Source organism: Rhizobium sp. KDH_Rht_773_N (assembly GCF_052946295.1).
This window is the reverse complement of record NZ_CM129525.1, coordinates 1,356,666-1,382,656: the sequence shown is the minus strand read 5'-3', so window position 1 is coordinate 1,382,656 and position 25,991 is coordinate 1,356,666. Positions and strand designations below refer to the sequence as shown.

General features: G+C 60.5%; 28 protein-coding genes. 14 read left to right on the top strand and 14 right to left on the bottom strand.

The genetic code is table 11. The annotated features are described in order from the left end of the window. Positions 1-3: 3 nt before the first annotated feature. Both ACU8HS_RS07065 and ACU8HS_RS07060 read left to right on the top strand, forming a co-directional pair. The gene (locus ACU8HS_RS07065; protein WP_447015668.1) at positions 4-1,356 is read left to right on the top strand and encodes a tyrosine-type recombinase/integrase; all 1,353 of its coding nucleotides are present in this window, start codon (positions 4-6) and stop codon (positions 1,354-1,356) included. A 17-nt stretch (positions 1,357-1,373) separates the two neighbouring features. Beyond that, entirely contained in the window at positions 1,374-1,826 is a 453-nt protein-coding gene (locus ACU8HS_RS07060; RefSeq protein WP_447015667.1) for a hypothetical protein, read from the top strand. 55 nt (positions 1,827-1,881) lie between these two features. Here ACU8HS_RS07060 and ACU8HS_RS07055 read toward each other — a convergent pair whose 3' ends face one another. The 10 genes from ACU8HS_RS07055 to ACU8HS_RS07010 all read right to left on the bottom strand — a co-directional run bounded on the left by ACU8HS_RS07055 (position 1,882) and on the right by ACU8HS_RS07010 (position 12,491). Continuing rightward, a complete protein-coding gene (locus ACU8HS_RS07055) occupies positions 1,882-5,721 on the bottom strand; it encodes a phage tail tip lysozyme (protein WP_447015666.1) in 3,840 nt (1,279 codons plus the stop codon). Between the two features lie 94 nt (positions 5,722-5,815). Next, positions 5,816-6,340, bottom strand: a complete 525-nt coding sequence (locus ACU8HS_RS07050; RefSeq protein WP_447015665.1) for an RNase H family protein — start codon at positions 6,338-6,340, stop codon at positions 5,816-5,818. Between the two features lie 117 nt (positions 6,341-6,457). After that, positions 6,458-6,967, bottom strand: coding sequence for a ribonuclease H family protein (locus ACU8HS_RS07045; protein ID WP_447015664.1), 510 nt, complete (start codon positions 6,965-6,967; stop codon positions 6,458-6,460). A gap of 465 nt (positions 6,968-7,432) precedes the next feature. After that, the gene (locus ACU8HS_RS07040; protein WP_113425273.1) at positions 7,433-7,843 is read right to left on the bottom strand and encodes a hypothetical protein; all 411 of its coding nucleotides are present in this window, start codon (positions 7,841-7,843) and stop codon (positions 7,433-7,435) included. 236 nt (positions 7,844-8,079) lie between these two features. Then, entirely contained in the window at positions 8,080-8,646 is a 567-nt protein-coding gene (locus ACU8HS_RS07035) for a hypothetical protein (RefSeq protein ID WP_447015663.1), read from the bottom strand. 2 nt (positions 8,647-8,648) lie between these two features. Further along, a complete protein-coding gene (locus ACU8HS_RS07030) occupies positions 8,649-9,308 on the bottom strand; it encodes a hypothetical protein (RefSeq protein ID WP_447015662.1) in 660 nt (219 codons plus the stop codon). Further along, on the bottom strand, positions 9,305-9,619 hold the full coding sequence (locus tag ACU8HS_RS07025; protein WP_447015661.1) for a hypothetical protein: 315 nt from the start codon (positions 9,617-9,619) through the stop codon (positions 9,305-9,307). Before ACU8HS_RS07025 ends, ACU8HS_RS07030 begins: the two co-directional genes overlap by 4 nt. A 730-nt stretch (positions 9,620-10,349) precedes the next feature. Continuing rightward, positions 10,350-10,715, bottom strand: a complete 366-nt coding sequence (locus ACU8HS_RS07020; RefSeq protein ID WP_447015660.1) for a hypothetical protein — start codon at positions 10,713-10,715, stop codon at positions 10,350-10,352. Positions 10,716-11,183: 468 nt separating this feature from the next. Further along, positions 11,184-11,807 carry a recombinase family protein gene (locus ACU8HS_RS07015; RefSeq protein ID WP_447015659.1) on the bottom strand — a complete coding sequence of 208 codons (624 nt, stop codon included), beginning with the start codon at positions 11,805-11,807 and terminating at the stop codon, positions 11,184-11,186. A gap of 306 nt (positions 11,808-12,113) precedes the next feature. Then, the gene (locus tag ACU8HS_RS07010; RefSeq protein WP_447015658.1) at positions 12,114-12,491 is read right to left on the bottom strand and encodes a hypothetical protein; all 378 of its coding nucleotides are present in this window, start codon (positions 12,489-12,491) and stop codon (positions 12,114-12,116) included. A 449-nt stretch (positions 12,492-12,940) separates the two neighbouring features. On the opposite strand from ACU8HS_RS07010, the gene ACU8HS_RS07005 reads away from it, so the two are divergent. Further along, entirely contained in the window at positions 12,941-13,420 is a 480-nt protein-coding gene (locus ACU8HS_RS07005) for a hypothetical protein (RefSeq protein ID WP_447015657.1), read from the top strand. 66 nt (positions 13,421-13,486) lie between these two features. Continuing rightward, the gene (locus ACU8HS_RS07000; protein ID WP_447015656.1) at positions 13,487-13,675 is read left to right on the top strand and encodes a hypothetical protein; all 189 of its coding nucleotides are present in this window, start codon (positions 13,487-13,489) and stop codon (positions 13,673-13,675) included. Here the strand turns inward: ACU8HS_RS07000 and ACU8HS_RS06995 are convergent. Beyond that, positions 13,642-13,854 carry a hypothetical protein gene (locus tag ACU8HS_RS06995; protein ID WP_447015655.1) on the bottom strand — a complete coding sequence of 71 codons (213 nt, stop codon included), beginning with the start codon at positions 13,852-13,854 and terminating at the stop codon, positions 13,642-13,644. The genes ACU8HS_RS07000 and ACU8HS_RS06995 overlap by 34 nt on opposite strands. A gap of 165 nt (positions 13,855-14,019) precedes the next feature. On the opposite strand from ACU8HS_RS06995, the gene ACU8HS_RS06990 reads away from it, so the two are divergent. The 6 genes from ACU8HS_RS06990 to ACU8HS_RS06965 all read left to right on the top strand — a co-directional run bounded on the left by ACU8HS_RS06990 (position 14,020) and on the right by ACU8HS_RS06965 (position 18,256). Then, positions 14,020-14,334, top strand: coding sequence for a hypothetical protein (locus ACU8HS_RS06990; RefSeq protein ID WP_112565445.1), 315 nt, complete (start codon positions 14,020-14,022; stop codon positions 14,332-14,334). Positions 14,335-14,536: 202 nt separating this feature from the next. Then, positions 14,537-14,908: a cell surface protein gene (locus tag ACU8HS_RS06985; RefSeq protein WP_112565448.1), complete on the top strand. Its 372-nt coding sequence runs from the start codon at positions 14,537-14,539 to the stop codon at positions 14,906-14,908. Positions 14,909-15,063: 155 nt separating this feature from the next. Continuing rightward, the gene (locus ACU8HS_RS06980; RefSeq protein ID WP_447015654.1) at positions 15,064-15,336 is read left to right on the top strand and encodes a hypothetical protein; all 273 of its coding nucleotides are present in this window, start codon (positions 15,064-15,066) and stop codon (positions 15,334-15,336) included. Positions 15,337-15,708: 372 nt separating this feature from the next. Further along, positions 15,709-16,374 (top strand): class I SAM-dependent methyltransferase, encoded by a 666-nt coding sequence (locus tag ACU8HS_RS06975; protein ID WP_447015653.1) that lies wholly within the window; start codon positions 15,709-15,711, stop codon positions 16,372-16,374. 16 nt (positions 16,375-16,390) lie between these two features. Next, the gene (locus ACU8HS_RS06970) at positions 16,391-17,041 is read left to right on the top strand and encodes a TetR family transcriptional regulator (protein ID WP_377313841.1); all 651 of its coding nucleotides are present in this window, start codon (positions 16,391-16,393) and stop codon (positions 17,039-17,041) included. Positions 17,042-17,374: 333 nt separating this feature from the next. Further along, complete coding sequence (locus ACU8HS_RS06965) at positions 17,375-18,256, top strand: aldo/keto reductase (protein ID WP_112706411.1); 882 nt, start codon at positions 17,375-17,377, stop codon at positions 18,254-18,256. 34 nt (positions 18,257-18,290) lie between these two features. On the opposite strand, the gene ACU8HS_RS06960 is transcribed toward ACU8HS_RS06965, so the two are convergent. After that, positions 18,291-19,202: a LysR family transcriptional regulator gene (locus tag ACU8HS_RS06960; protein WP_447015652.1), complete on the bottom strand. Its 912-nt coding sequence runs from the start codon at positions 19,200-19,202 to the stop codon at positions 18,291-18,293. Positions 19,203-19,304: 102 nt separating this feature from the next. Here ACU8HS_RS06960 and ACU8HS_RS06955 point away from each other — a divergent pair, with 102 nt between their 5' ends. The 4 genes from ACU8HS_RS06955 to ACU8HS_RS06940 all read left to right on the top strand — a co-directional run bounded on the left by ACU8HS_RS06955 (position 19,305) and on the right by ACU8HS_RS06940 (position 24,225). Further along, positions 19,305-20,135 (top strand): SDR family oxidoreductase, encoded by an 831-nt coding sequence (locus ACU8HS_RS06955; protein ID WP_113412676.1) that lies wholly within the window; start codon positions 19,305-19,307, stop codon positions 20,133-20,135. A 384-nt stretch (positions 20,136-20,519) separates the two neighbouring features. Next, the gene (locus ACU8HS_RS06950) at positions 20,520-21,797 is read left to right on the top strand and encodes an alpha/beta hydrolase (protein ID WP_113412509.1); all 1,278 of its coding nucleotides are present in this window, start codon (positions 20,520-20,522) and stop codon (positions 21,795-21,797) included. Positions 21,798-21,874: 77 nt separating this feature from the next. Next, positions 21,875-23,125, top strand: a complete 1,251-nt coding sequence (locus ACU8HS_RS06945) for an NAD(P)/FAD-dependent oxidoreductase (protein WP_447015651.1) — start codon at positions 21,875-21,877, stop codon at positions 23,123-23,125. A 62-nt stretch (positions 23,126-23,187) separates the two neighbouring features. Next, positions 23,188-24,225 carry a 4-hydroxyproline epimerase gene (locus ACU8HS_RS06940; protein ID WP_112565471.1) on the top strand — a complete coding sequence of 346 codons (1,038 nt, stop codon included), beginning with the start codon at positions 23,188-23,190 and terminating at the stop codon, positions 24,223-24,225. A 9-nt stretch (positions 24,226-24,234) separates the two neighbouring features. Here the strand turns inward: ACU8HS_RS06940 and ACU8HS_RS06935 are convergent, their stop codons facing one another. Beyond that, positions 24,235-24,711 (bottom strand): RbsD/FucU domain-containing protein, encoded by a 477-nt coding sequence (locus ACU8HS_RS06935; protein ID WP_112565474.1) that lies wholly within the window; start codon positions 24,709-24,711, stop codon positions 24,235-24,237. Then, the gene (locus tag ACU8HS_RS06930) at positions 24,695-25,942 is read right to left on the bottom strand and encodes an ROK family transcriptional regulator (protein WP_112754595.1); all 1,248 of its coding nucleotides are present in this window, start codon (positions 25,940-25,942) and stop codon (positions 24,695-24,697) included. Before ACU8HS_RS06930 ends, ACU8HS_RS06935 begins: the two co-directional genes overlap by 17 nt. Positions 25,943-25,991: the final 49 nt, after the last annotated feature.

The window sequence follows — 25,991 nt, the reverse complement described above, 5'->3', positions numbered from 1 at the left end:
ACTTTGAAGCGTGTTATCAGAACCAAGGCGGGAACATTTCACTACCGACGCAGGGTGCCGAAAGACGTTGCCGCGATCATCGGAAGGAATGAGTTCAAGCGTCTCTTGGGCGAGACGGAACGCGAAGCCCTCAAAAATTACATGAAGGTCGATGCGCTTTATGAGCGGATGATCGAGGAAGCGAGAGGGCGGAGCGCCGGAGAAACCCCGACGCCACTTGAGTTGCACCGCATGGCCGAACTAAGGGCCGCTGAACTGGCTGACATGAAGGTCTATGTCGGTGGCCGTGCGTTGACCGGAGCCGATCCCGAAGCCGCTGACGTGATTCGTGACAGCGCCCTGTCGCGGGGTGTCGCTGATCCTGTGGAACATCGGGCGATCAATCTGGTGGCGAACGGGGGGAACCTTCCCCGGCCTGTCCCGACTGTCGAGGACGCGAAGCGGCTCTATCTCAAGGAAAAGGTCAAGGGCGATATAAACGAGAGCAAGCGGACACTCCGGCTTGAACGTGTCATGGACATTCTGGCCCATGCGGTCGAGGCCGGTAGGCCGCTCGACAAGCTGACCCGTGAAGATGCCCGTGAGGTCCGGGACCATATGCTCCGTGATCTGGATATGAAGCCCGGAACGGTGAAGCGGTATATTGCCGACATCCGGTCCATGGTGAACCTCGGTCTCCGGGAGAACGACATGAGCAATGTCGGCAACCCCTTCAATGGTCTTCCGATCAAGATGGAAACCCTTGCGGTGGATGAGCGGCACCCGATCCCGGAGGACATGCTTCCGGCGATCAATGGCACCATATCAACCCACGCGGGGGCCGATCTGTGGCAACTATGGCGGATGCTTGAGGGAACCGGATGCCGGTTGGCGGAGGTTGCCGCGCTGCTGGTCGAGGACGTGAAGCTAGACGCCCCGATCCCCTTCCTAGACGTAGGCTTCCGGGAGCATCGTCGGGTCAAGAACCAAGGGTCGGCGCGGCGGGTGCCGTTGATAGGCGATGCCCTGAAAGCCGCCAGAGAAGCCGTAGAGGCTGCGGGCGGAGGCCCCTATCTCTTTGTCCAATATGCCGGTGTCCTGAAAACCAAGGGTGGCAGGGGCAAAGGGAAAAAGGACGCCACCCACGCCTCTAACGCGCTCATGAAGCATATCCGCAAGGTGACGGCTGATCCTAAGATCACCGTCCATTCCCTGCGGCATACGATGGAAGACCGGCTAATCAGGGCAGGGGTCGAGGAGTTTGACCGCAATCTCGTTCTAGGTCATTCCAAGGGTGGCATGAGCGAGCGGTATGGTGGCCCGGATGCGCGGCTAGAAGCGGCGGCGAAGGCCGTGAGGGCGGCTCTCGGGATATAGAAAATTCGGAGGAACAAATGCTGCTTAATGGACAAATCCCACACGACTTGGAAGCATACGTCCAATCTCAAGCGGTGTCGTTTGATGACGTTATGCAGGTGGAACGTGCGCTGCCCCTGACCATTGTTGAAGCCTATGCCGTGGAAGACATGATAGCCTCGTTATGGCTGAAACGGGGGAAACGGACATTTCTATCCTCATTCGCCCTTGAGTTTTTCCCGCATAGTCCAGACGAGAGGCGTGAATACCTCGGATTGGCGCTGGCGGGCGGGTGGGTCCCTGTGTATAGCGCGGACGCCCGTGTTGAGTTTCGCATTGTCAAAACGTTCCAAGGTACGGGCTTTTTCGGAAGAGAAAAGGCATTTTATAGGCTTTATCGTTCAATGTCTTCCGGGAGGTTTGCCTTCATCAGCGAACACAAGTCTATGTCGGGTGCCATGCAACGGCTTAACGCGGAACTATATGGATAATCTATTCTCGGTGTAGTTATGGGCTCCGCAAGTTGCCCCTGCGGAGCCCCATTTTTCACTTCTCCGGCAAATCCTCTATCCGCGCCGAAAGGCCCACTGACAACGGCATCCAATTTCCCGGAAGTGGCAAGGCGCGTACCCCTGCTTTAATCGCCCCCTGTGTCATGGGTTCCCCCGAAAGCGCCGATCCAAGCGCCCCCTTGCTGAATTGCGCTAGGCTCTTGATCTGGTCAACAGCGGGAGACCCGAGGAAGGCATCGGTCGGGGACCCCGAAGAACGGGCGTTGCCGAACTGCGGGCCGAAATTGTACTCGGTCCCGCTAATCTCCACCCGTCCGGGTCCGAACAAAAGGAGGCTATCGGCAAACATTGGGAGAACCGAGGCTGTTGCCGTGCGCGACCACCCGTTCTTGAGGAGGTTGTAGGGGTCCGTGTACTCCTCCCAAAACTTCTCGGCCCCGTCTTCCGTCGCTAACTGGCCCGATTGACGGACTATGTAGGTAGCAACCCCCATAGCAAGCTCCCCAAGCACCATGACCACCATTCGAGGATCGGAAAACACCCCGTGATTTATTGACCAAAGCGTCGACTTCGCCCATGCCCCGAACACAAATGTCCTGAACTGGGTGAACAGGGACAGAACAGGTTTGCTCATCCACTTGGAAAGAGCTCCAAAGTCATTCTGTTGAATGATGCGGTCTGTATACCTGTTGAGGAAGACGCGGGTTTTGCTGACAGTGGCGGGGTCCCAAGCTGTGGTGTTGATCCCCACCACCTTATCCCCGTCGAACTCCCCGTGTTCAAGGAGGTTCTTGAACAGCGCCTTTAGGTCGTCATCCCCCATCCCGGTTGATGCCAGCCGGTCACGTTCGCGACGGTTGAGCCTGTCAAGGTCAAACTCCCCCTCCGCCGTCCGTGCTTTCCGGGCCATGTTAGCCATCTTCTGAATGATGGACTTTGCGGTCCATCGCTGTTGGAAGGCTTGTATTTGTTGGTGCAAGGAAATCTTGGCAGTTACCTGTTTCCCCATTTCCAACGCATTATCCAGCCCACGAGTGAAGGCCCCGCCCTGACTTGCGCCTATGCGGTCGTCTTCCACGCGAAGCGCATGACGGCTCCATAGGTTGTCCATGCCTATGCCTGTCATGGCCTCTATTTCTTGAGCCAACTTCGAGGGACTATATTGCCCCGACGCAACGCCCCGCACCATTTCCCGAATGGAAGGGAGTTGCGATACAGAAGCACGGAACCCGATGAGGGACAGTTGCTTCCACGTTTCCTGAACCTGATTGAGGCCCATGTTGGACATTAGGCGGATGAACTGGCTATCCTTGATCCTTCTCACCCATTGCGCCGCCGCACTCTCGGAGCCATAAACCGGAATACCATTGATCTTCTTCCAGCCGAACACGATATTCTCAATCGCGTTGTTCATATCGTCTCTGTGGTCGGCCAGCGTTCCCGGCATTTTCCGATAGCTCTCCCGGACCATGTTGATTAACCGGTCAAGGTCCCCTTCGGATTTGATCCCATTCACGATAATCTCCCCGTTATCCGGGTTGAAAATCTTGGTGCGGGCAAATTCGATCCGGCCCGACATGCTGCGGGAATAGCGGTGGAAGATTACACCTGCATTCTTCTCGAATAGGTCGCGGGGGCGAAGCTCCATTGTAGAGCCATCGTCCAGTGTGACGGATGCCTTGAAGTTGTAATTCATCAAGGTTCGCCTTTTGAGCCGCGATATTCCGTGGGATGCCTCCCCTTCGGATTGCTTCGCCCCGTCCATCATCCCGGACAAGAGGGAAAACACCTCTTCAAGTTCATTGTCAGTCAGAAGGTTGCGGGCGTCCAAAGTCTCATGGAACGCCTTCTTGAAGCCCTCCTTGTCATTCAGGTGAAGAGATTTCGAAAAGTTGTCTTCGATCCCATAACCTGCGGCGCGGATGTTGGCCCAATACCCTTTCGCCATTTTGGCGGCGATTTCATCGGATATGTGGGGCGAGTGGTCTTTGATCGCTGCTTTGAAGAATTTCTCCATCGTCTCTGGTCCGATGAGCGTATCCAGATGCGAGATAAAATTGTGGTCGGCAATCAACGGGACATAATTCGGGTCCGCTGGTCCCTGCCAAAGCCCCACTTCGTTCATCTGCTTTGCGAACTCCGCCATGCCCCTTCGGAACGCGGCGGCGGCTTTGACCACATGGGGATTTGCATCGACGGACTGACTGGCTGAAAGTATATAGTCCGTCACAGCGGCATCGAACTCCTCCCCCCGTCGCGCTTGTTCCATAATATTTAGTTTTGCCAGTCCACCCTCCTTGATGTAAGAAGACCGGGCCGGAAGGTACTCGGCATTGAAGTTTCCGGTCATCATTCGGTTTGTGGAAGTAAACCGAGAGTTAACGCTATCGGGGACAACGCTGTAGTCTGTGAAGCCCGCCGTTTCTTCAAAGAGGTTCGCCCCGATAATACGCACCAGAGGGTTATTAGAGGTGGTCATTTGCCCGGTAACATCTTGCCGGAGAATGCCGCCGTATCCACGGGGTACGCTTTCGTCCCTCATTTCAATCGCATATGCGGCGTCCGTTCCGATGAGGTCATCTCCGGCCCGTGGGTTTCGAGCGGCCCCAACGTGGCCCCCTGTCGAAATAGGGACGGCAGCTTCTCCGGCGCGAACGGAAGCCAGAAAATTGGAGCGGGACTTCGCCCATTTTCGCAACACTTCTTCCGGGGTGCTTCCATCTATCGCCGCTTGCCGAATGGCGGCTTGATGCTCAATCAGGGCGTCCCAGTCGCGGGAGAAGGGCTTACCGCGTGTGAGTGCGCCCCCGATAGAACCAAATACCGCCCCCATGGCACCGGACATAAGCGGGTCCGCATAGGGATTGTCGGTGATCCCCTTGGAGGCGTAGTCTATGGTGGCGTTCATGGCCGCTCCCGAGACAGCCCCGTAGAGCATTTGGGCCACCCGGCCTCCGCCGACTGCCGCACTTCCTAGACCGCCTGTTGCCACGCCGATGGCGAGCGGGACGGGATCGACCAATCCGGCCGTCAGCCCTTGGGCCACGTTAGAGACCCCTCCTGTGGCTCCCATGCGGGCCTGACGGGTCATGTCTTCCTTGACCCAATCCTCCCGGCTGCGAAGGTTGAACTCGGAGCCCGAGGAAAGGAGGAAATCGTGGTACTGGGAGGGGTAGGTCTTGGTCAGGTGTTGAGCCCGGTCCTCGCCCATGATGAAGTTGGGGTCGGCTCCGCTCTCGCCCATCCAGCGATCCAGATGGGAGGTGATGCCGAAGCTCTGTAGGTTGGCCCCGACGCCCTCCATGAAGCCGTACCCCTGTGGTTCAGGGTTGGCATTCCGCTCCACATAAGTCTGCGGAGACGGTGCCATGACGACATCGTTCTCGGTCGTCCTGATTTCGGGAAGGTCTTGAGCCGCCGTTTGGGAGTAATAGGTCCCGCCATCGAACCCCGAGAGGGCCTGATGGGCGTAATTCAGACGGCCTGTGTAGTTGTGGGCGAAGCGGGCACCGCGATTGGAGCCCTGCGGACGCTCGAACATAATCATTCCGTCATTGGCTTCCTGAACCGTGGCTGCGGCGCGGATGCGATCCCCGGCTGAACGTTCGGAGCTATTGAGTTCGTGATCCACGAAAGCCAACTGGGTGTCGAAGTCCGTCCAGTCGGTGCCCTGTCGGGCGGCGAAATTCTTGAGATTGGCGAGGCGTTCGTTGCGCCACTGGGCGATTCCGAAAGCGGTGCCCTTGTCGCCTACGGCACCAGTTGGTCGAAGACCGCTTTCCGCCATGAGGTTTCCAACGATCCCTGCGGCTTGGTGCGGCGACCAACCACGCTTGATGAAGAAGCCCATTGCATAGCGGGCGCGGTCGTTCATTCAGTTCTCCTATATGCTGGAAATGAAAACGCCCCTGCCGTGGTACGAACAGGGGCCGTGATGGTGGTTAGGTTGGGAAGGCGATATGTGCGGGTCACGGGGCGGCGGGAATGGCGGCGCGGGCGATGGCAACCGCCGCTTTGTTCTGGAGGTCCCCGATATGACCGCGCACCCGTTGGAATGTGATGGGCGCAACCGCTACAATGGCGTCAAGTTCTTCCCATAGGTCGCGGTTTTCACCTGCCTCCCGTTCGTGCCGGGGCAATTCCGGGCTTTCCGCTCCCGCGTCCGGCTCGGAGAAGCCGCCGACGACATATTCGCTGTCGCTGTAGAGGACCATGGGGGCGGCGGTGTCGAACGCACCCCGTTCCCCCGTTATGCCAGCGGCCCCGGCCAGCGCCGCCATGTCGGTGACATAGGCGAGAGCGGTAAGCGCCGCCGACAATTCCATGCGGTTGTTTGTCGTGGAATATCCGCCGCCCGATAGCTCAAGCCGTTCATAGAGGGTGTCGCCGTGCCAGTAGCAGACAATTGCGCCCCATCCGCCGGGACCGGGATTGTCGAGGCAAGCGGAGCCCGTGTGGATCGTAATGCGTGGTGAGTGCGCAAGGCTATTCATGCCAGTGTGTCCTTTCACGGCGCGATGGCCGATGTTAGAGAATGTGGAAATGAAACGCCCCTGCCGTGGTACGAACAGGGGCGGTGGGAAGAAAGGTTCGGATGCGGTCGGGGCCGATCAATCCGCGAACATGATTTCGGCAGCTTTCCGCCGCGCCAATTCCTTCTGTTGATCGGCAAGCCGGTCTACTTCCTCGTTCATCGGATCACCGGCATGGCCCCGGACCCATTCCCAAGTGATCGCCTTGCCCTCGGCAGCGGCAATGATCCGCTCCCATAGGTCCCGGTTCAGGACGGGCTTTCCGTCGCCCTTGCGCCACCCTTTGGCGATCCATCCGGGGAGCCATTTGGTCATGCCGTCCGGAATCATGCTATTATCGCTGCGGATGATTATGGGCTGTGGCTCATCCGGTTTCAGGTATTCGAGCGCCGACGCCACGGCTGTCATTTCCATTCGGACATTGGTGGTTTCGGTCGGGTCAAAACCGCTGACCTTGTGGCACTTCAATTCGTTGCCCTCGGCGGTGATGCGGCGGAGGGTGGCGGCATACCCACCGGGACCGGGGTTTCCGTGGCAAGAGCCATCGGTGTAAATCAGGATATGCGGTTGGTTCTGTGGATTGTTCATGGGGGCCTTTCGGTTGGAGTGAAGCGGCATCGGGCGGAGCCAATGGCCGGAAGACAGCGAAGGAAGACATGAGGACGGAACGCCATGTCTCGTGGAACCTTCGGGCGATGATGCGGAGCATGGGGAGGAAGGTGTTTCGAGACCCTCCAGCGGATGCGACACGAAAATGAAAGACGACGGAGGGCGGCGCTCCGCCCGAAGACAACAAGGTTATGAAGGACGTTGGCGAGAACACCTTGGCGAAGCCAATAAGAGGGTGTCTTGGCCGTTCGGCTTCTCGCCGTCCGTCCTCGTCGGATCAAGTAGAGCGATTAGTCCCCGTGTCTTCCGCTTCTGATGGACCTTGTTCCAAGGTCAGCCAGAACATCCGACATAACCCTAATAGGTCATCATCCTTGGTGTCAGCCCGCGTGAGCAACAATCGTGGTTTTCTTATTATAGCGAAGACCGACTTTGGTTGACAAATTACGCCGCAAGCCGCTTGGCGTGACGCGAAATCGCTTGTCTGCTGATACCCATGATGCGGGAAATCTCCGACTGCTTCATGCCCTGACCCAACAGGAGGCAGACACGATCACGGACTAGGTGCCGCTGATTGGACTTCTGTCCTTCCTGTCGGCAAAGCCGTTCATCCGCCCATTGTTGTCCCTTGCGGGTCAGCACGTCATATGCAGGACCGGAACGCGGTTCCAGACGCCTCCCCAAACCCTCCTTGATGGCTGACGGGGTGAGACGTGAGATATGCCGGATTTCTGGTCCTCGGTTTGTCCGCTCCCGAACCTCAATTTCCGTTTGGAGGAGCCCCAAGGAGAGGAGCTTCTTCCGTAGCTCCCGAGGGCCGACGCCGATATGAGCGCCAAACTCGGTCAGCGTCATTTCCCCTTCCCGGCGCGTTCGGGCCTTTCGCGGCGCACTGACCTGTCGCGTTGGTGATCCCTTGCGGCCTTCCCGAAGGCGTTCCAAAAGGCCCATGACCTGTTTCCCGAGCGGGGAAATGAAGGGCGAAGGATATGGCGGCGCTGGTTCAAAGGGCCGGAAAAAAGCATAGTAACCCCGGATTTCCTTGGGAGGAACGTCTTTTCCCTCCGCCGCCCGTTGGTCGTGATAGGCCGTCACAGGACAGCCCCCGGCATTGCCTTCACAGCATCCTTGAGCCGCCGGAAAGCCTCCTCTGCGGCCTGTTCCGCCTCCTTATCCCGGACAACGGGCGTCAAGCGAATGGCTTCCTCCTCGACCTGCAATTCCGGCCAACGGGCTTGGATGGTCGCCAGCTTTGGCCGAAGCTCCCGGACGACACGTAGGGGCTCGACAACGTTGCGAGACATTCCCCATCCGCCGGAGGTCAATTGCTTGAGATAACGTGCATCCCGTGACGCGGACCCGAGGAGACTGGGGAGGTCGTCGTCTTCTCCTCTAGAAGCCCGGTGCTGCGGTTCCACGAATGGCTTCTGTTGGGCGGGGCATTGGCGCTGGATGGCTATGAGGTGCGCTTCCAGTTCCTCGGCCAGTTTCACGGCGGCGGTCACGTTCGGCTTTGCCTTCTTGCCGCCCTTGAGGGCATTAAACAAGGCATGACCTTTTTGAGAGGTGCGCGGTGCGAGCGGTGAGGAATAGCTATCGGAAGCGGCAAGCGCGGCAACAATGTCTTCGGATGGAGCCGCCATTTCGGTCCTATTCATGGTTATTTCAGTTCCTTTATCGCGTTGATGATGGTTTGTTTCTCCTCCTCGGCGGCTCGGCGTTCCCGTTCCTCCAATTCGGCCAACTGAATACCGGGGCTTCCGAAAGCCAGCGCCAGCTTATGCCCAAGGATCGCTCCCGCTTTCGGCGTCATTTCCCGATAGATCGCCTGTTGCTGCCCGGTGGCGTGGACATAGCGGCTCCCCCGGTGGCGCGTGGAAAGCGCCCTCACGCGGCGGGCAAGCTGCATTCGGAAGGCCCTGTCGTCGGCAAATCGTCCGGGGCGTTCCCGCCACATGATGAACATGGCGAGGGCGGTGACGACGATCTCCCGAGCCGGAGCGTCCGCGTTGATGTTGAGGATTTCGCGGGCGGCGGAACGTTCATAGCGGTTGCCGACACGCTTCTCCGCGACAGCGTTCGCGTCGGAGACGATAGTGGCCCATGCGTTTTCCAGCGCGGGCCATAGGGGGCTTGTCGGGTTCTTGTCGATCCTCTCCCGGACGCGGGCAAGGTAGGGATTAAGTTCGCCCTTTCCGATGCCGGTTTGGTTCACCGCGCCGTGTCGGCGGAGCATGGACTTATGGCGTCGGCAATGCGGGGAGAACTTGGAGGAAGTCGGGTTCTGGCAATGGGGAGCGGCGCAAATGCGAGCCGTCAATGGAGGTTCCTCTTTCTGGCCCGTGCCGTGGCGAAGCTGGAAATCAGGGAGACACCTTCCGCCGCGTTTTGAAGCGAGGCGAGGACTTCCGGGGACGAAAGATCGTCGCCGTTTGCCAGATCGCGAGCGGCGCGGTGTAGGTCCTCGGCAAGAGCAAGAAGGGTGCCGAACGCGGCTCCATTGGGGTCGGAGCGTAGGGCCTCATCGGTGAACCTGTGCGTCTCTATTGCGTCTGCGATATGGGCGATTGAAGTCCCGGCAATCAGCATAAGGGCATCGCGATCAATGGAGTTTGTGTCATTGTTCGACATGGTGTTTTCCTTTTCTCGTATCCGCCCCTACGGACACAGGGACGGGAAGATTAAAACTTAGGCATTGCTGCCTGTGGTGCATTTCTGCTCTGTTTCATCTTCGCAAGACACCTTGCTAACCGGCGAGCTTTCCCGGCCCCGCCCGGTCCCCTTTCGGGCCTTGGCGAGTTTCCCTATTCACGATGTCAAAGAACCCAAGTCCCCGGCGCGGGAACCTGTTGGAGACACGTCTTCCCCGCCCGGAGCCTCGTCAGGGATCGAAGGGAAAACATGCGTCTCCGGCCCGTGAACACGTCACGGGGACCGTCCGGCTTGCCGCCGGTGCTGTGGGGGTTATGCTGGCTTGGTGCTGATAGTGCCGGAGAACCTCCTTGCGACTACCGCCAGCGGGCTTCATTTCGGCGGAGAGTGCCGCCGCACCGGAGAGGCTGAACACCTCATGAGCCGGGTTATAGACGCGGATACGAAATCCGTCAATACGGAAACTTTATCAAGCCTTTGTTTCTGCTATACAAATTCATATTTATGTCTTTTGCGAAGCATTGATTTTCAAACGGTTACGTCCGAACAAGGCGTGAATTTGTGACCAAATCTGTGACCAGAAAATTTTCAGGGAATGAAGATACCGGGACCATCCGCCTTCCCTCCGGCCATTCACAGGACAAAAGAGAAGCCCCCGGAGGCGAACCGGAGGCTTCAAGACCCTTGAACGGCGTCGGGCGGGTGTGTGTCAGTTCAGCGCCAGAACCTCGCAAGCCAGTCCTTCAACAACATCACTCGGAACGGGCAACCGTCCCCCGCCGATCTTGAACGCCTCCTCCAGCTTGGACGCCGCCCATTCAATCGGCTGTGAAAGCTCCCGGTCTGCCTCGCTGTGGCCCCAAGCGGCGCTCCGAAGGGCGCACATTAGAAACTCAACCGAAGTTGCCAGGGCGTCCACCGTCTCCGCCGTTGTGTTCTCGTCTTCCCCGGCTTCCAATACGGCGCGGATGGACGTGTTCAGAAATTCGGCCAAGGTGGAGATATTATAGGCCCGGTCAGCGGCGGTTGCACCGCTGGCGATGGTGGCGAAGTGGTTCAAAATCTGGTTCTGCATATCCGTGGTTCCTTTTGCTGTAGGGGCCTATTCCCCTGTTCGTTTCGATTGGACAGCCGGAGCATGGATGGAACTTTCATGTTTGAAAACAATTATTTAGTCCCGATAATGGGACGATTTTCACCCCCTGTCGAAACCCTTCCGATAGTGGGAATGGGAAAGCCAAGGGAGGCATCGGAAGGGGCGACATACGGACAACGGATGGTGCCGATAGTGGGACGGTTTCTATGTCGATCACGAATTGTTACAAAGACATTCGGGGAGTGTGAGGGCATGAAAAAGCCCCCGGAAGTGATCCGAGGGCGGAGCCTGTAGAGGGTGAGACAGGTGGTGCGGAGGGTGCTATGGGCGGGGCCAGACCCTGCCACCGGAAGAACGTGTCGTAGACGCCCCATATTCCGGCCAGCGTCATTCCGCCGATAGTGACATAGCAAAGGCCGGACATGATGATTTCCGCAATCGTCATGGTTATGCCTCCCCCGCGCTAACCCGCTTCGCCAGCCGTGAGAGTGTCGAGCGTGAACAACCTGTCGCCGCAACTATGCTGCTCCAGCTTTGCCCGTTCTGGAGCATCTTCACGATACCCGCGTTGCGCTTCACGTCCTCCTGCCGCCCACGATAGACGCCTTCCGTCTTCGCCTTGGCAATCCCCTGCTTTTGCCTTCTGCGGCGGTCCTCATAGTCCTTGCGGGCGATAGCGGCCAGCATGTCGAGCATCATGCCGTTGATGGCGTCCAGCATACGGGCGGAAAACTCATCGCCCCCGGACTGCGCCAACTGGTGCGACGTTGGTAGGTCTAGGGCGACCACGCGAACCCGCTTGGCGGCGATCTCGGCCTTGAGGCGTTCCCAGTCCTCCGCGTTCAGGCGGCTCAAGCGGTCAACTTGTTCGGTCAAGATCACGTCCCCCGGCTTGCAGTCGGCCAGAAGGCGGAACAGTTCAGGGCGCTTGAGGCTGGCCCCGCTCTCATTCTCGATATAGGTGGCGGCGATCTTCAAGCCCTTCTCATCGGCAAACCTCTCAAGGTCCGCCCTTGCGCGGCTGGCGTCCTGCTCGGCTGTCGAGGCTCTAAGATATGCGCGGACAAACATGCTGAAACCCTCCATCGGTTCGATTTGGATGGTTCTTTGATATTCGGTTCGCTATGGGTTGTCAATGAGGCAATATCGAACCAGTCTGCAAATGGTTCCGCATGGGTATACCCAAATGAACAAAGGATCGTGGCGCGAAAGTAGAATGAATGTGGAACCGATGGGCCGGGAGCGGCAGGGGCTAAAGGGCGGCACCATGCGGTCTACGGACGGTGGGACGGAAGGGGCCACGGGGGGGTATTGCGCTTCCTCACCTGTCGAGGTTGGGGCCTCGAATTTTTCCGTCAAATAGAAACGTGCTTGTGGCTAGCAATATGCTGTCACGACAATCGTCAGGATGGCGAAAAACAGCAAAAAGAACGCCCCCAAGGTTGTCACGACAGCGGCCCGCTCCCAACGACGCTCTGCGGTCTGGTCTCTGGAGTTTCCTTGCTGGAGAAACCGAGATCGGGCGGCGTGCATCAGATAGCCCAAGCCTAGCGATAATGCCCCAAGGAATAGGCTCAAGAACAGTGTCGCTATGACAAACTTTGCCCAAGCCACGTCAAGGATTTTGGCGGTTTCAGGTCGTCCCATGAAGGCGAGATAGCCCGCCAGCATCCCGCCCGTGACCACAAGAAGCTGCTTGGTGGCCTCCCGTCCGGCTTCCGTTGCTAGCTTATATGCGTCAGACGCTTCCCCCATGATCCCTCCTACGATGTAAATGCTTGCTTGGGCTTCCCTCATGGCGTCGTCACGCACATATATGCCGATTCTTACAGGTGGTGGAGATTGATCTAATCACTCTGTCGGATTATCTTTGAATTGCGGTCCACATTTGGAGCCGTATGAAGTCCACACGAGCAAATTGGATCGAAGGCCGGATTGGCAGTAAGGCATTGAAATATCCGGGATATTATCGGTTTCTTGAAGGGCGCATTCCATTCCCGACGCGCTCTTCGGGTGCGCCACTTCCCTCGTCTTTTCGTTTAAAGCCGATATCTTAGTTAAACAGCTATCCGCGCATTCGGTCCCACTTTCGATACTGGAATGGGACGGAGTTCTTGGGAACTGCCTAGAGTTTTTCCGCGGGCAGGGCGCATTCATTTCACCTTCACGGAAACACGTTACCGGACCATGCGACGATGCATTAGTTGTTGCAGCGGATCACGAAAACTGACGGCTGCCATGTGGCTAACAAGATCGAAGACGATCAGCGTTCCTTCTTCATAGGGCATATGCACAATCTACGCATCACGGTCCTGTCTCGATGGCTGCCGTCATCAAATAAGGTGGCTGGTGGTTCGTTCAACGATTGGGCAGGGAAGCCGGTATCTACCTTCGACAGCTTCCCATTCTTTTTCTTTCAATCAAACCCTGGTGTTGCCGCAATCCATTCCCCAGATAGTTGTCGGGGTGCATCACTTCGACCACTGGGTATCGTCTTGGATTGCCTGTTGAAAGCTGCACTTGGCGCGCTTGTGAAAGGGCTCGTCGTTCTCGGCGTCAACATCGCTTGGACGAACTGGAGCGAGAAGCGGCGTGAGGAGAAGTATGGGGTCGATATGGAGGCTTTTAGAGCCGGCAAAGGCATTCATCAGCGCAATGACCCGCGCCGACCTGATCCGGTTTGAGGGTAGCGGTCGGGCCTGGCAGCCCGAAAAATGGTCAACATCTCGGGGTGCGTCTTGGAAACTCTAATGGCAGCGATGGGGCGGGAAATGCTTCGCTTTATTGTGCTGGAGATTTGGGCCTACTGGCGCAAGCGGCGGCGCGAGCGCAAGTATGAGGCCGACATAGCCGCTTTCAGGGCTGGCAAGGACAATCTGTCGCGGCAACCCTCGCCGGAAATGCTTTACCTGCCGCGCCGCATCGACGATGCGAGGTAGCCCAGGGCGAGCGTCATGGCGGCGAGCGCAATTCCAGAGCTGATCACGCCCGCCGGCGTTGTTCTGAAACTGGCGTGCAAGGCGATGCTCTTCCCCACGCGCAGGTCGAATACCGACTTGATTTCCTCGGGATGGGTGGGGATCTCGGTCGAAGGCTCTTCTTGCTGAACAGCTGCCATTGCGAAGCTCCGGTGCAAGTGTGCCGCGGCCGGCCGTCCGCGCTGAGGCCGGCCTGCCGGGCAAGACGATAACATGGCCTCGCGTCCCCGTGCCTAGTTTCGCGCAACCTTCGGCGTCTATCTGCGGAAGCGATGGATGTGTCAGGCGGGAAGCCGGAGGATTGCATGAAGACGGGAATGATGGGTGCGGCAGGTCTCGTTGTCATGATGGCGGCCCTTGCCGGCTGTATCGACCGTGCCAATGCGCCGGTGCTCGTGGCGGTCGCCTCTCCCGTCAATCCGCCCGACATCGCCCACGGCCTCTGCGTGTCCGATGCCAACGCCATGTATAACGAGTCCAACAAGCAGTATGACCTGCGCGCGCAGCTGACCGGCCACCGCGATGCCGTGGAGCGGGAGACGAATGCGAGCGGCGCCGCCCACCGCCAATATCTCTCCTGCATCGCAGGCCAGGGATACCGTCCTTTGTACGCCAATTGAGAACGGTGAATTCGCACATCTGCCGAATTGTCGCAGCCTTGCCCTCTGCGGCTTGCGCAGAAATCGCAAATTTTGATTTTTTGTGTCTTTCGGTCACGCCGGATCGCCTGCAATCACGAGTGTAGGATATCGCGTGTGATCGTGGAACTTCGCGCGCATAGAACGCATTTTTCATACGTAAATCCAGTAAGGAGGGTTTATCATGAAAATGCTTAATCTAGCCCCGTCCGCCTTTGCGCTCAGCGCTCTTCTCGCCCTCTCGTCTACCGTTCCCGCGCTGGCGGCGCCCGTTCAGCAGGTCCGGATTCCGGTCCCGCCGAACGTGGAAATGGTGCAATATAAGGCACATGCCGGCTATTGGCATGGCTATCATGGCTTCCGCACGGAACGTCCCGGGACCCGCCGCCACTCCGACGGCTATTGGTATCCGCTTGCCGCGTTCGGCGTCGAGGCCGGCACCACGGGCTCGATTGTCCGCCAACCCGTGAACCGGCCGGAGCCCCAGCCTATGTGCAACCCTACGTTTAGCGGTTCGATCGGCCCCGGCAGCATGCCCTGCGATAACGGCTATTGAGCCGGCAAAGAAAAAGGCGGTCAAAAGCCGCCTTTTCCTTGTGCGCAACCCAAACTCACGTATTCGTGAGTGCTGTTGCAGCGCGGTAGAATATGACAAATCCGCTTCCTAGCTCCTTGGCGTAAATTCCAGCCATCCTCCCAAGGAGACAAGAAATGAAGAATATCGTGAAGAATGGCCTCGTGGCCGTCGCCTTTGGCGCAATCGTCAGCGTTTCGGCTTTCGCAACCGCCAACGCAGCCCCGGCGCAGCAGCAGGTCGTCAAGCAGCAGAAGAGCACGAACGCCCGCAACGAACCGCGCACCACGGGCTCGGTCGATGGCGCCTCCGGCCGCTCCGAATCCTACCAGTATAGCCGCAAGAAGCCGCTCAACATGGATTGCGGCCTGCGCTTCAATCCGACCAGCAGCTCGAGCTGCAACTACTGAGCCGACATGCAGGCACAGGCGAGGGGACGGGCGTCCCTACCGAGAAAGAGGGCAGCCGTGATGGCTGCCTTTTCGTTCCGGCATGTTTCTGTGTGGCCGCAAGCGGCAGGCCCGTCGCATCTGCCGGGCCTGCCGCAGCTTGCGCAGGCAGCCCCGCCCTTTGCGGCTGGAACGGCCTTGCGAACGGCGCAGCCTTGAATGGAACATATGTTGCACTAAATGCAAAAATGCATTAGATACAAAAATGCACGAAATCCCTGTGGAGAAAACGATGCGCAGAGACGGCGGATTGACGGGTCTGCCTTGGAATTGCCATGCTGCGGGCGATCGTCGCATCAATAGTCAATCGCATTTCAGACAGGTGGGATAATCATGATCGCAAAGACCGCATGCTCCGATTTCCTGCATTTTTTCCGCTCCTGGCTGAACAATCCGCTGAGGGTTGCCGCCATTGCGCCCTCAGGCGATTCGCTCGCCCGGATCATGACAAGCGAGATCGCGGCGCTCGACGGTCCGATCATCGAGCTCGGCCCTGGCACCGGCGTCTTCACCCGTGCGCTGCTGGCGCGCGGCATCAGCGAGTGCGATCTGACCCTTATCGAATACGGTCCCGAATTCATCGGCTCGCTGCAGAAGCGTTTCCCCGATGCGCGCGTCCTGCAGATGGATGCCGCCCATCTGGCGCAGGCCGATATTTTCGAGGGCGAACCTGTCGGTGCCGTCATCAGCGGCCTGCCGCTGCTGTCGATGTCGCCGCGCAAGATCGCCTCGATCCTTGCCGGAGCCTTCGTCTATATGCGGGCCGGCGGCGCCTTCTACCAGTTCACCTATGGCCCGCGCTGTCCCGTGCCGCGTCCGATCCTCGACCGTCTTGGCCTGAAGGCGACGCGCATCGGCGGCACGGTCCGCAACCTGCCGCCGGCCTCCGTCTACCGGATTTCGCGGCGCAAGCCGCTGGAACTCTCGCGCGAGCGCTTCAAATATCGCGCCGGCGCAATGGATATGGAGATCGCCGCTTTCTCCGAAGCGGATGACTGAATGACACCTGATGGAAATGACCGGGAAGCCACAGCCTGAAGCCGCCGAGGGCAGGCGCGAGCGCAAGCGTCGCCAGACCCGCGAGCGCATCGAGCAGGCGGCCATGGGCCTCTTCCTGGAGCGCGGCTTCGAGGCGACCACGATCGAGGACATTACCGAGGCGGCAGACGTCTCGAAGCGCAGCTTCTTCGATTATTTCCCGTCGAAGGAAGAAGTGGTCTTCGCCTGGCAGGATTCTTTCGCCGACCGCCTGATGGCGGCCATTGCCGCTCGGCCGTCAGGTGAATCCTCCGTCAGGGCGGTCGAGGAAGCCTTGATCGCCACCGCAGCCGCGTCTGCCGACGAGCGGGCGATGGCGCTTGCCGAGCTCATCCATCGCACGCCGGCCCTCAAGGCCCGAGACCAGCTCAAATATGCCAAGCTGGAGCAGAAACTGACCGAGGCCCTGATCGCCCGCAAGGGCGGCGACCCGCAGGTGCGCACGCACATGCGCCTGCTTGCGGCCGTCGTCATCGGCGCGCTGCGCCTTGGCGGCGAACTCTGGCAGGAGCGCGCGCGAACCGTTTCGATGGAGGGCGTTTCCATGGAAGCCTTCGCCCGCGAGATCTTCGGCGAACTCTGGAAGATGCTGGCCGAATTCGGCGAAGAGGCGAAGGCCCGCCGCTAGCCGGTCGCGCCCTGGTCGCCGGCGTCAGTCCGCGGTGAATGTTTTCGCAGCCGCAGCTGTCACGCAGGCGGCGATGCCCTATATGCGCAGGGGCCGCAGCACCCATAGTCCCGATGCCGCCTCGACGGGCGGCGACACCATCAAAAGACGGCCGCGGCCATGCATGAGCTCATTGCATCCGGCAACCCGCCTGCCCATCTTCTGTCCGGGCGTGGTCCGGTCTGCCTCGTTCGCGAGAAGCCCTGCTCTTCGCAGACCGAATGCGACGCCCGGGAGCGGGTCCCCAGCTCCACCGATTTTGAGTGATTTTATTGACCAAGAGAGGAAAAGACGATGACCGACTACAATGCAGCGAAATCCGGTACTTTCAAGATTGGTGGCGATATGGAGGTCAACCGTCTCGGTTTCGGCGCCATGCGCGTCACCGGCGACGGCATCTGGGGCAATCCGGCCGATCACGCCGAGTCGATCAAAACGCTGAAGCGCCTCCCGGAACTCGGCATCAACTTCATCGATACGGCCGATTCCTACGGTCCCGACGTTTCCGAATGGCTGATCAAGGAAGCGCTCCATCCCTATAAGAAGGGCCTCGTCGTCGCCACCAAGGGCGGCCTCACGCGCCACGGCCCGAATATCTGGCTGCCGCTCGGCCGTCCGGAATATCTGATCCAGCAGGTGCACAAGAGCCTGCGCAATCTCGGCGTCGAACAGATCGATCTCTGGCAGCTGCACCGCATCGACCCGAAGGTTCCGGCCAAGGAACAGTTCGACACGATCAAGTCGCTGCTCGATTCCGGCCTGATCCGCCATGCGGGCCTCAGCGAAGTCTCGGTCGCCGATATCGAGGCCGCCTCCAAGGTCTTCAAGGTCGCCACCGTCCAGAACCGCTACAACCTCGTCGACCGTACCAGCGAGGATGTGCTCGACTATTGCGCCAAGCACAATATCGGCTTCATCCCCTGGTATCCGCTGGCCGCCGGCGATCTCGCCAAGCCGGGCTCGCTGCTCGACACGATCGCCAAGAAACATAACGCGGCGCCCAGCCAGATCGCGCTCGACTGGGTTCTGAAGCGCAGCCCGGTCATGCTGCCGATCCCTGGCACGTCCAAGGTCAAGCATCTGGAAGAAAACGTCGCGGCCGTGAACATCACCCTGTCGGACGATGAGTTCAAAGCCCTCGATGCCGAAGGCAAGAAGCTCTTCAAGGCCGCCTGATCTCCAGAGCCTGAGACAGGCAGACGGCCGCGGCTCAGCTGCGGCCGTTTTCCTTTCGCGTCATTTCCCGCGCAAGGTCCAGAAAGGCGCGCAGTGTCGGCGGCACGTGCCGGTGGCCGGAATAATAAAGACAAAGCCCCGGAAAGGGCGGCGTCCAGTCTTCCAGCACGGTGACGAGGCGGCCGGCGGCGAGCTCCGCCTGCACGTTCTGTCGCGTCATATAGGCAAGCCCGGCGCCGCCGACGGCCGCTTCCAGCATCAGGTCCATGCTCTGCAGCGTCATCGGACCCTTCACGTCGAGGCGGATTTCCTGCCCATGCCGCTCGAATTCCCAGCGATAGACCGCACCGCTCGGCAGCCGCAGCCGCAGGCAGGCGTGATGGAGAAGGTCGTGCGGCGTCTGCGGCTTTCCGTGCCCTGCGAAATAGGAGGGAGCGCCGACGACGAGGAATCGTTCTTCGGCCCTGAGCGGCACGGCGATCATGTCCTGCGGCACGGTCTCGATCAGCCTTATGCCGACATCGAAACTGTCGGCGACGATATCGACCATGCGTCCCTCGCTGACGATATCGACATGCACGTCGGGAAAGCGCCTGACATATTCCAGCACGATCGGCATCAGGATCTGCCGCGCGCCGCCCTCCGACGTATTGATGCGCAGTGTGCCGGCCGGTGTCGCGCGCGCCTGTGTTGCCGCCTCCATCGCCGCCGAAATATCTTTCAGCGCGGGGCCGATCCTTCCCAGAAATTGTTCACCCGCCTCGGTCAGTGAAACGCTGCGGGTGGTGCGGTTGAAGAGCCGCACGCCGATCCGGCTCTCCAGCGCTGCCACCGCATGGCTGAGCGCGGAGGTCGATATGCCGAGTTCGCTCGCTGCTGCCCGAAAATTCCGGGCCGCCGCAACCGCGACCACAGCGTTGAGTTCCATCAGGCCGGCTTTCTGCATTGTCCCAAACCCTGCAACAGGTCATCCGCAAATATGCGGATTATAAGGACAATGGTCCGCAACTATCTAGCCTCCGGGACCAATATCAACCCGAGGCACATCATGAAAAAGACAGTTCTCATCACCGGCGCGTCGTCAGGCATCGGCAAGGCGGCGTCCAGGCTCTTCCATGCCAATGGCTGGAATGTCATCGCCACCATGCGCAGCCCTGAAAAAGAAACCGAGCTGACGGCGCTTGCCGATCTCCTCGTCGTCAGGCTCGATGTCCAGGATCGCGACAGCATCGACAGCGCGATCAAGGCCGGCATCGACAGGTTCGGGCGCATCGATCTGCTCGTCAACAATGCCGGTTACGGCCAGAGCGGCATCTTCGAGGCGACGTCACGCGAAAAGATCCAGCAACAATTTGACGTCAACGTCTTCGGCGTCATGGACGTGACCCGAGCGATCCTGCCGCATTTCCGGGCAAACAAGGCCGGTCTCGTCATCAATGTCAGCTCCGGCGCCGGCCTCTTCACGCTGCCGACCCTGTCGATCTACTGCGCCTCCAAATTCGCGCTGGAGGGCTTCACCGAGGCTCTTTCCTACGAACTTCTGGCGCTTGGCATCGGCGTGAAGTCGGTGATCCCCCACGGCGGCGTCGCGCAGACCGGTTTCCAGGAGCGCGCCGGCGCCGACTTTGCGGTCGATCCGGCAGGCCTTCCCGATTACAACGAGTTGCTGCAGCGCGCCCAGCGGTCCTTCGGCGCAATGATCGCCGCAAGGATGATGACATCCTCCGACGTCGCCAGGGTGATCCACGAGGCCGCGACCGACGGTAGGGACCAGCTGCGTTATCTTGTCGGCGACGACGCGCGCGGCTTCGTGAAGGCGCGCCGCAGCATGGACGACCAGGCCTATGTCGATTTCATGCGCGGGCAATTTGCGGAATAAATTTGATCAATTGATCAAAGATGCCGCAAAATGAGGCGCGTGCGTGACGGCAGTGAGGCAAGCATTGCGCCCAATGCATTGCTGCATTGCGGTAATTTCGCTATTCTCCATCAAATGAATTGGCTATTAATAATCACGAAGGCAGCGCACTCCTCCTCCCAGCGCTCCCTTTCATCGGACTGACAACACTCCTCCTCCCAGTTGTCAGTCAGGATCAAGAGCCCGACGCACCTCCTCCCGCGTCGGGCTCTTTTCTTTTCCGGGGCATATTTCTCCTGAAACCTTCGTGAAATTGACTCGTTCCGCAGGCCTGTCCTATCTGGAGAGGCGTGGTTGGCGCATATCGGTGGCTTGGCGCGAGGCGCCTGAACCTGCGGAGATGTCATGAGCGGCGGATACGGCGTTTCGCGCAAGGCCCTTGCGACCCTGCTCGTCCTGTGTGTCGGCCTGGCTGCCTGCGGGCGGCCGATCGGCGTCATGCAGGCCGCCGGCACGGTTCCGCCGGGGACGTCGCGCGTCGACCTCCTGGTGGCGACCACCCGCGCCGCTGACGAAAATCCGGCCGTGCTGTTCTCCGGCGAGCGCGGCACCGGCCTGATGGTCGATGCCGTCGATGTCTCCATTCCGCCGGATGCCAACCGCAAGGTCGGGCAGGTGCAATGGCCCCGCCGCCTGCCTGCCGATCCCCTCAAGGATTTCGTCACCGTCGCGGTCGATCCGCTGGAGGGGGAGAAGGCCGGCGAGACCTGGCTGAAAACGCATATGCCGAAGAGCCGGCGCGTCCTCATCTTCGTGCATGGCTTCAACAATCGCTACGAGGATGCGGTCTACCGTTTTGCGCAGATCGTCCATGATTCCCATGCCGATGTCGCGCCGGTCGTCTTCACCTGGCCCTCGCGCGCCAGCATCTTCGACTATAACTACGACAAGGAAAGCACCAACTATTCGCGCGACGCGCTGGAAGAGCTTCTGCGGCGCACGGCCAGCAATCCGGCCGTCGGCGATATCACCGTCATGGCCCATTCCATGGGCACCTGGCTGACGGTCGAGGCCCTGCGCCAGATGGCGATCCGCGATGGCCACGTCGCCTCCAAGATCAACAATGTCATCCTTGCCTCTCCGGATCTCGATGTCGACGTCTTCGGCCGCCAGTTTCAGAGCCTCGGCAAGGACAAGCCGCATTTCACCATCTTCGTCTCGCAGGACGACCGGGCGCTGGCGCTTTCGCGCCGCATATCCGGCAATGTCGATCGCCTCGGCCAGATCGATCCCTCCGCCGAGCCCTATCGCAGCAAGCTGGAAGCCGCCGGCATCACCGTGCTCGACCTCACCAAGCTGAAGACTGGCGACCGCCTGAACCACGGCAAGTTTGCCGAAAGCCCCGAAGTGGTGAAGCTCATCGGCGACCGGCTGATTGCCGGCCAGACCATTACCGATTCCGAAGTCGGGCTCGGCGAAGCGGTCGGCGCGGTCGCCATGGGGGCGGCCCAGACGGCCGGCAGCGCCGTCAGCCTCGCCGTCAGCACGCCGATTGCCGTCTTCGATCCCCGCACCCGCCGCAACTATGACAGCCAGGTTCGCCGCCTCGGCCAGTCGATGAACAATACCGTCGGTTCCATGGGCGACAGCGTCGGCGCCGGATTGCCGCAAGACACGCAGTAAAAAATCATAGGCATTCGTCCCGTTGTGATATATCACGTCGTGAACGGCGATCGACTCTGCCGTGCGGTGGGCAAGACATGGCGAATGAAACGAATGGGACGGTGGCCGTTGTCGGCGCCGGTGTGGTCGGTGCTTCGATTGCTTTCGAGCTGCAGCGGCGCGGTTTTCAGGTAACGCTGATCGACAAGGGCGAGCCGGGCAGGGGAACGTCCTACGGCAATGTGGCGAGCATCGCGCTCGATTTCGCGGCCGGTTCCGGTCCTTCGACCTGGAAGAAGCTGCCGCGCTGGCTGATCGATCCGGAAGGCCCGGTCTGGCTGCGCCCGTCCTACGCGCCGAAGATCCTGCCCTGGTTCCTGCGTTTCCTCGCCGCCGGCCGCCCCGCGCGCCTGCGGGAAATCGAGGATGCGGGCATGAGCCTTTCCAAAATCGCGCTTGCCGATTTCCGCGCGATGCTCGATGCCGCCGGCGCGCCCGAAATGATGACCGAAGAGGGCTGCCTGGCGATCTACGAGACCGAGGCCGAGTTCGACGCCGATCGCGGCCATCTCGAACTGATGCGGCGCTACGGCATGGAATTCGAAGTGCTGAGCAACGGCGCGATCCAGCATTACGAGCCCACGCTGTCGCCGAAAATCGCCAGGGCGGTGCTGCTGCCGGACAACAAGTCGATCCGCGATCCCTACAGGCTTGTCGTCAAACTTGCCGATGCCGCCAGGGCTGCCGGTGCGACCTTCGTTTCCGGTCAGGCCAAGACGGTGGAGCGCAAGGCTGACGGCAAGACATCGGTCCTTCTCGAAAATGGCGGCCGCGTCGAGGCGGACAATATCGTCCTCGCCGCCGGCGTTCACACGCGCTTTCTCGCAGAAAGGCTCGGCGAGCCGATCCCGCTCGAAACCGAGCGCGGCTATCATACGCAGATCATGCAGCCCGGCATTTCCATGCGTTATTCGGTCATCTGGCCGCATCGCGCCTTCATGGTCACGCCGACGGCGGGCGGCATCCGTGTTGGCGGCAATGTCGAGCTCGCCGGCCTGACCGCCGCCCCCGATTTCCGCCGCCCGCGCGTGCTCGTGCGCCATGCCCAGCGCATCCTTCCCGGTCTCAAGGTTCAGGACACCAGCGAATGGATGGGCCATCGCCCGGCGCTGCCCGATACGATCCCGATCATCTCGCCGTCCTCGAAAATGCCCGGCGTCTTCTATGCCACCGGCCACGGCCACCTTGGCCTGACCTATTCGGCAACGACAGCGCGGCTGATCGCGCATATGGTGGCCGGCGACAGGACGCCGGTTGATATCAAGCCGTTCCGCATCGACAGATTCTAGGGCGCCGATGTCCGGGTGCTCTGTCCCTTTCGCGTGTCACGTCCGATTTTGGAGTTTGAAAGATGAGATGGAAGCGTACGATCCAGCTTCTGGATGTTCATGCCGAGGGTGAAATCGGCAAGGTGGCGATCGGCGGCGTGCCGAAGATCCCCGGCGAGACGGTCGCCGCCCAGCTTCACTGGCTGAACACCGACCCCAAGGGCCAGGAGCTTCGCCGCTTCCTCTGCCTCGAGCCGCGCGGCGCGCCGATCGGCTCGGTCAACCTGCTCCTGCCGCCGAAACATCCCGATGCCGACGCCGCCTTCATCATCCTGCAGCCCGATCAGGCGCATGCAAGCTCCGGCTCCAACTCGATCTGTGTGACGACCGCCCTGCTGGAATCCGGCATCGTCGAGATGAAGGAACCGGAAACCGTCGTCACGCTGGAAACGGCCGCCGGCCTCGTCAAGGCGACGGCCACCTGCCGCGACGGCCGCTGCGAGAAGGTCAGGCTCACCATGGTGCCGTCCTTCGTCCACGAGCTGGACGTCGAGATCGACACGCCGCACTGGGGCAAGATCAAGGCCGACATCTGCTATGGCGGCATCTTCTACGCGCTGGTCGATGTCGGCCAGATCGGCCTGACGATCGAGAAGGCCAATGCCGCAGCCCTCGTGCAGGCCGGCATGGTGCTGAAGGAACTCATCAACCGCGGCATTCCCGTCGTCCACCCCGAAATTCCGGCGATCTCGGGGGTCGCCTACGTCATGTTCCGCGATATCGAGGCAGACGGCACCGTGCGCACCTGCACCACCATGTGGCCCGGCCGCGCCGACCGTTCGCCCTGCGGCACCGGCAATTCGGCCAACCTTGCGACGCTCCATGCCCGTGGAAAAGCCAGGGTCGGCGATGTCTTCAAGTCGAAATCGATCATCGGCTCGGAATTCGAGGTCGGCCTGCAGGCGGTAACGGAAGTGGCCGGCCGGCCCGCCGTCATCCCGACGATCACGGGCCGCGGCTTCACCTTCGGCCTGTCGCAGGTCGCCCTCGACCCCTTCGATCCGCATCCCCTCGGCTTTGCCCTGACGGATGTCTGGGGGCCGTCGGCCGGCGAGATCTGACGACGGGCTTTAGTAGACGAAGGGATCGACTTCGGCCTTGGCGGGCTCGTCTGCCGCCGAAGGATAGATCACGCCCTTGCGCAGGATGATATTGGCGTAAAGCCGCGGCTCGCCGGTCTGGATGACCGCATGGGCCGCGCGCACCCGGCCGTAGAAATCCTGCCCGACAAGCGGGAAGACCTCCCGCTCCGGCTCGTGCCTGGCGCAGCAGGCGATCATTTCCTCGTGCACCGGGTCGAGCCGGTCGCGCTCTGCCTTCACGGTCGAGCGGAAGATCGCCTCGTTCACGAAGTCGTCGATCGGCAGCACGCTGAGCACGGCATCGAGAACCGGGATGAGATGGTGTCCGTCGAGCCGGATCAGCCGGCGCGCATGTTCGACGCCCGGATAATTGCCGTCGACGATGGCGATCTCGTCGCCATGGCCCATGCCGCGCAAGGTTGCCAGCAGTTCGGGGCCGAGCAGCGGGTCAAGCCCTTTCAGCATTGTCGATCTCCTTGAAAAGCACATTCTGGTCGGTGAGATAACGCGCGAAGATCGGCAGGCTGGCGCCGCCGATGGCGCGGGCCTGCGCGCCGACCGCGCCCTCGACGATATCGGGCATGACGACGCCCTGCAGGTCGAGCTTTTCGGCCTCGTGGATCGTTGCCTGCACGATGCGCCGGCGCACCCAGTCCGGGAAACCGCCGTCGATCACGGCGGCGCTGAAGTCGATGATCGAGGCGGCCGCCACGATCGCCTGCGCCAGCGCCCTGGCCGTATCCTGGATCCAGGCCTCCATCGGCTCGCCGAAATCGACCCAGTCGTCGGCCGAATACCACAGCGGCTGCGGGTCGATGCCGCGCTCGCGCAGCATGTTCTCCAGCACGAAGATCGAGGCGATCTCCAGAAGCTGCAGCGTCTCGCCGTTCTTGCCGCGCACCGGCAGGGGGCCGATTGCGCCGGCCGTGCCGGTCTTGCCGGAAAAGATCGACGAATTCAGCACGATGCCGCCGCCGATGAAGGAGCCGATGAAGAAATAGACGAAATCCGGATAGGACGGGCCGATGCCGAAGACCAGTTCCGCCCCGCAGGCGCTGGTCGCGTCGTTCTGCAGGAAGACCTGGTAGGAGACCTGCGCGGCGATCTCCGCCTGCAGGTCGAAATCGCGCCAGACCTCCATGGCCCCTTCCGGCGCGCCCACCTCGTCGGCCCAGTTCCACAGTTCGAAGGGGGCGGCGATGCCGAGGCCGGCAATACGGCTGCGCTCGCGCTCGTCGAGTTTTCCCTCCAGTTCCCGGATCGCCTCGGTCACGAAGGACAGGATCTCGTGGGGCAGCGGATAGGCGTAGGTGCGGTGCAGCTGCAGCCGGATGCGGCCGACGAAATCCATCAGCACGAGGTCGGCGCTTCGCCGACCGATCTTCACGCCGAAGGAATAGACGGCATCCGGGTTGAGCCGCATCGGAATGGACGGCTGGCCGACGCGGCCGCGGATCGGCTCGCCGCGCGACAGCAGGCCCTCCTTTTCAAGCGCCCGCATGATGACGGAGACCGTCTGGGCCGAAAGCCCGCTGCGGCGCGCGATATCGGCCTTCGACAGCGCGCCGTAAAGGCGTACCAGCGACAGCACGAGCCGTTCGTTATAGGCGCGCACCCTGATCTGGTTCGCGCCTCCCGACGGATTCAGAATTGGCGGTGGGGCCGGCATTGAACCCGGACCTTCCAAGGACGACATTGGCCACTCCTCCCAATCAACGGCCTATGCCCGATTTTGTCTCAGCATG

Coding starts and splice junctions, on each gene's coding strand:
- ACU8HS_RS06965 (WP_112706411.1), top strand. CDS start 17,375: ATGACCGACTACAATGCAGCGAAATCCGGTACTTTCAAGATTGGTGGC.
- ACU8HS_RS06940 (WP_112565471.1), top strand. CDS start 23,188: ATGAGATGGAAGCGTACGATCCAGCTTCTGGATGTTCATGCCGAGGGT.
- ACU8HS_RS07060 (WP_447015667.1), top strand. CDS start 1,374: ATGCTGCTTAATGGACAAATCCCACACGACTTGGAAGCATACGTCCAA.
- ACU8HS_RS07050 (WP_447015665.1), bottom strand. CDS start 6,340: ATGAATAGCCTTGCGCACTCACCACGCATTACGATCCACACGGGCTCC.
- ACU8HS_RS07045 (WP_447015664.1), bottom strand. CDS start 6,967: ATGAACAATCCACAGAACCAACCGCATATCCTGATTTACACCGATGGC.
- ACU8HS_RS06950 (WP_113412509.1), top strand. CDS start 20,520: ATGAGCGGCGGATACGGCGTTTCGCGCAAGGCCCTTGCGACCCTGCTC.
- ACU8HS_RS06970 (WP_377313841.1), top strand. CDS start 16,391: ATGACCGGGAAGCCACAGCCTGAAGCCGCCGAGGGCAGGCGCGAGCGC.
- ACU8HS_RS06995 (WP_447015655.1), bottom strand. CDS start 13,854: ATGGCAGCTGTTCAGCAAGAAGAGCCTTCGACCGAGATCCCCACCCAT.
- ACU8HS_RS07010 (WP_447015658.1), bottom strand. CDS start 12,491: ATGGGGGAAGCGTCTGACGCATATAAGCTAGCAACGGAAGCCGGACGG.
- ACU8HS_RS06930 (WP_112754595.1), bottom strand. CDS start 25,942: ATGTCGTCCTTGGAAGGTCCGGGTTCAATGCCGGCCCCACCGCCAATT.
- ACU8HS_RS06990 (WP_112565445.1), top strand. CDS start 14,020: ATGAAGACGGGAATGATGGGTGCGGCAGGTCTCGTTGTCATGATGGCG.
- ACU8HS_RS07025 (WP_447015661.1), bottom strand. CDS start 9,619: ATGTCGAACAATGACACAAACTCCATTGATCGCGATGCCCTTATGCTG.
- ACU8HS_RS07055 (WP_447015666.1), bottom strand. CDS start 5,721: ATGAACGACCGCGCCCGCTATGCAATGGGCTTCTTCATCAAGCGTGGT.
- ACU8HS_RS07015 (WP_447015659.1), bottom strand. CDS start 11,807: ATGTTTGTCCGCGCATATCTTAGAGCCTCGACAGCCGAGCAGGACGCC.
- ACU8HS_RS07040 (WP_113425273.1), bottom strand. CDS start 7,843: ATGACGCTGACCGAGTTTGGCGCTCATATCGGCGTCGGCCCTCGGGAG.
- ACU8HS_RS06945 (WP_447015651.1), top strand. CDS start 21,875: ATGGCGAATGAAACGAATGGGACGGTGGCCGTTGTCGGCGCCGGTGTG.
- ACU8HS_RS07020 (WP_447015660.1), bottom strand. CDS start 10,715: ATGCAGAACCAGATTTTGAACCACTTCGCCACCATCGCCAGCGGTGCA.
- ACU8HS_RS06955 (WP_113412676.1), top strand. CDS start 19,305: ATGAAAAAGACAGTTCTCATCACCGGCGCGTCGTCAGGCATCGGCAAG.
- ACU8HS_RS07000 (WP_447015656.1), top strand. CDS start 13,487: ATGGCAGCGATGGGGCGGGAAATGCTTCGCTTTATTGTGCTGGAGATT.
- ACU8HS_RS06985 (WP_112565448.1), top strand. CDS start 14,537: ATGAAAATGCTTAATCTAGCCCCGTCCGCCTTTGCGCTCAGCGCTCTT.
- ACU8HS_RS06980 (WP_447015654.1), top strand. CDS start 15,064: ATGAAGAATATCGTGAAGAATGGCCTCGTGGCCGTCGCCTTTGGCGCA.
- ACU8HS_RS07035 (WP_447015663.1), bottom strand. CDS start 8,646: ATGAATAGGACCGAAATGGCGGCTCCATCCGAAGACATTGTTGCCGCG.
- ACU8HS_RS06975 (WP_447015653.1), top strand. CDS start 15,709: ATGATCGCAAAGACCGCATGCTCCGATTTCCTGCATTTTTTCCGCTCC.
- ACU8HS_RS06960 (WP_447015652.1), bottom strand. CDS start 19,202: ATGCAGAAAGCCGGCCTGATGGAACTCAACGCTGTGGTCGCGGTTGCG.
- ACU8HS_RS06935 (WP_112565474.1), bottom strand. CDS start 24,711: ATGCTGAAAGGGCTTGACCCGCTGCTCGGCCCCGAACTGCTGGCAACC.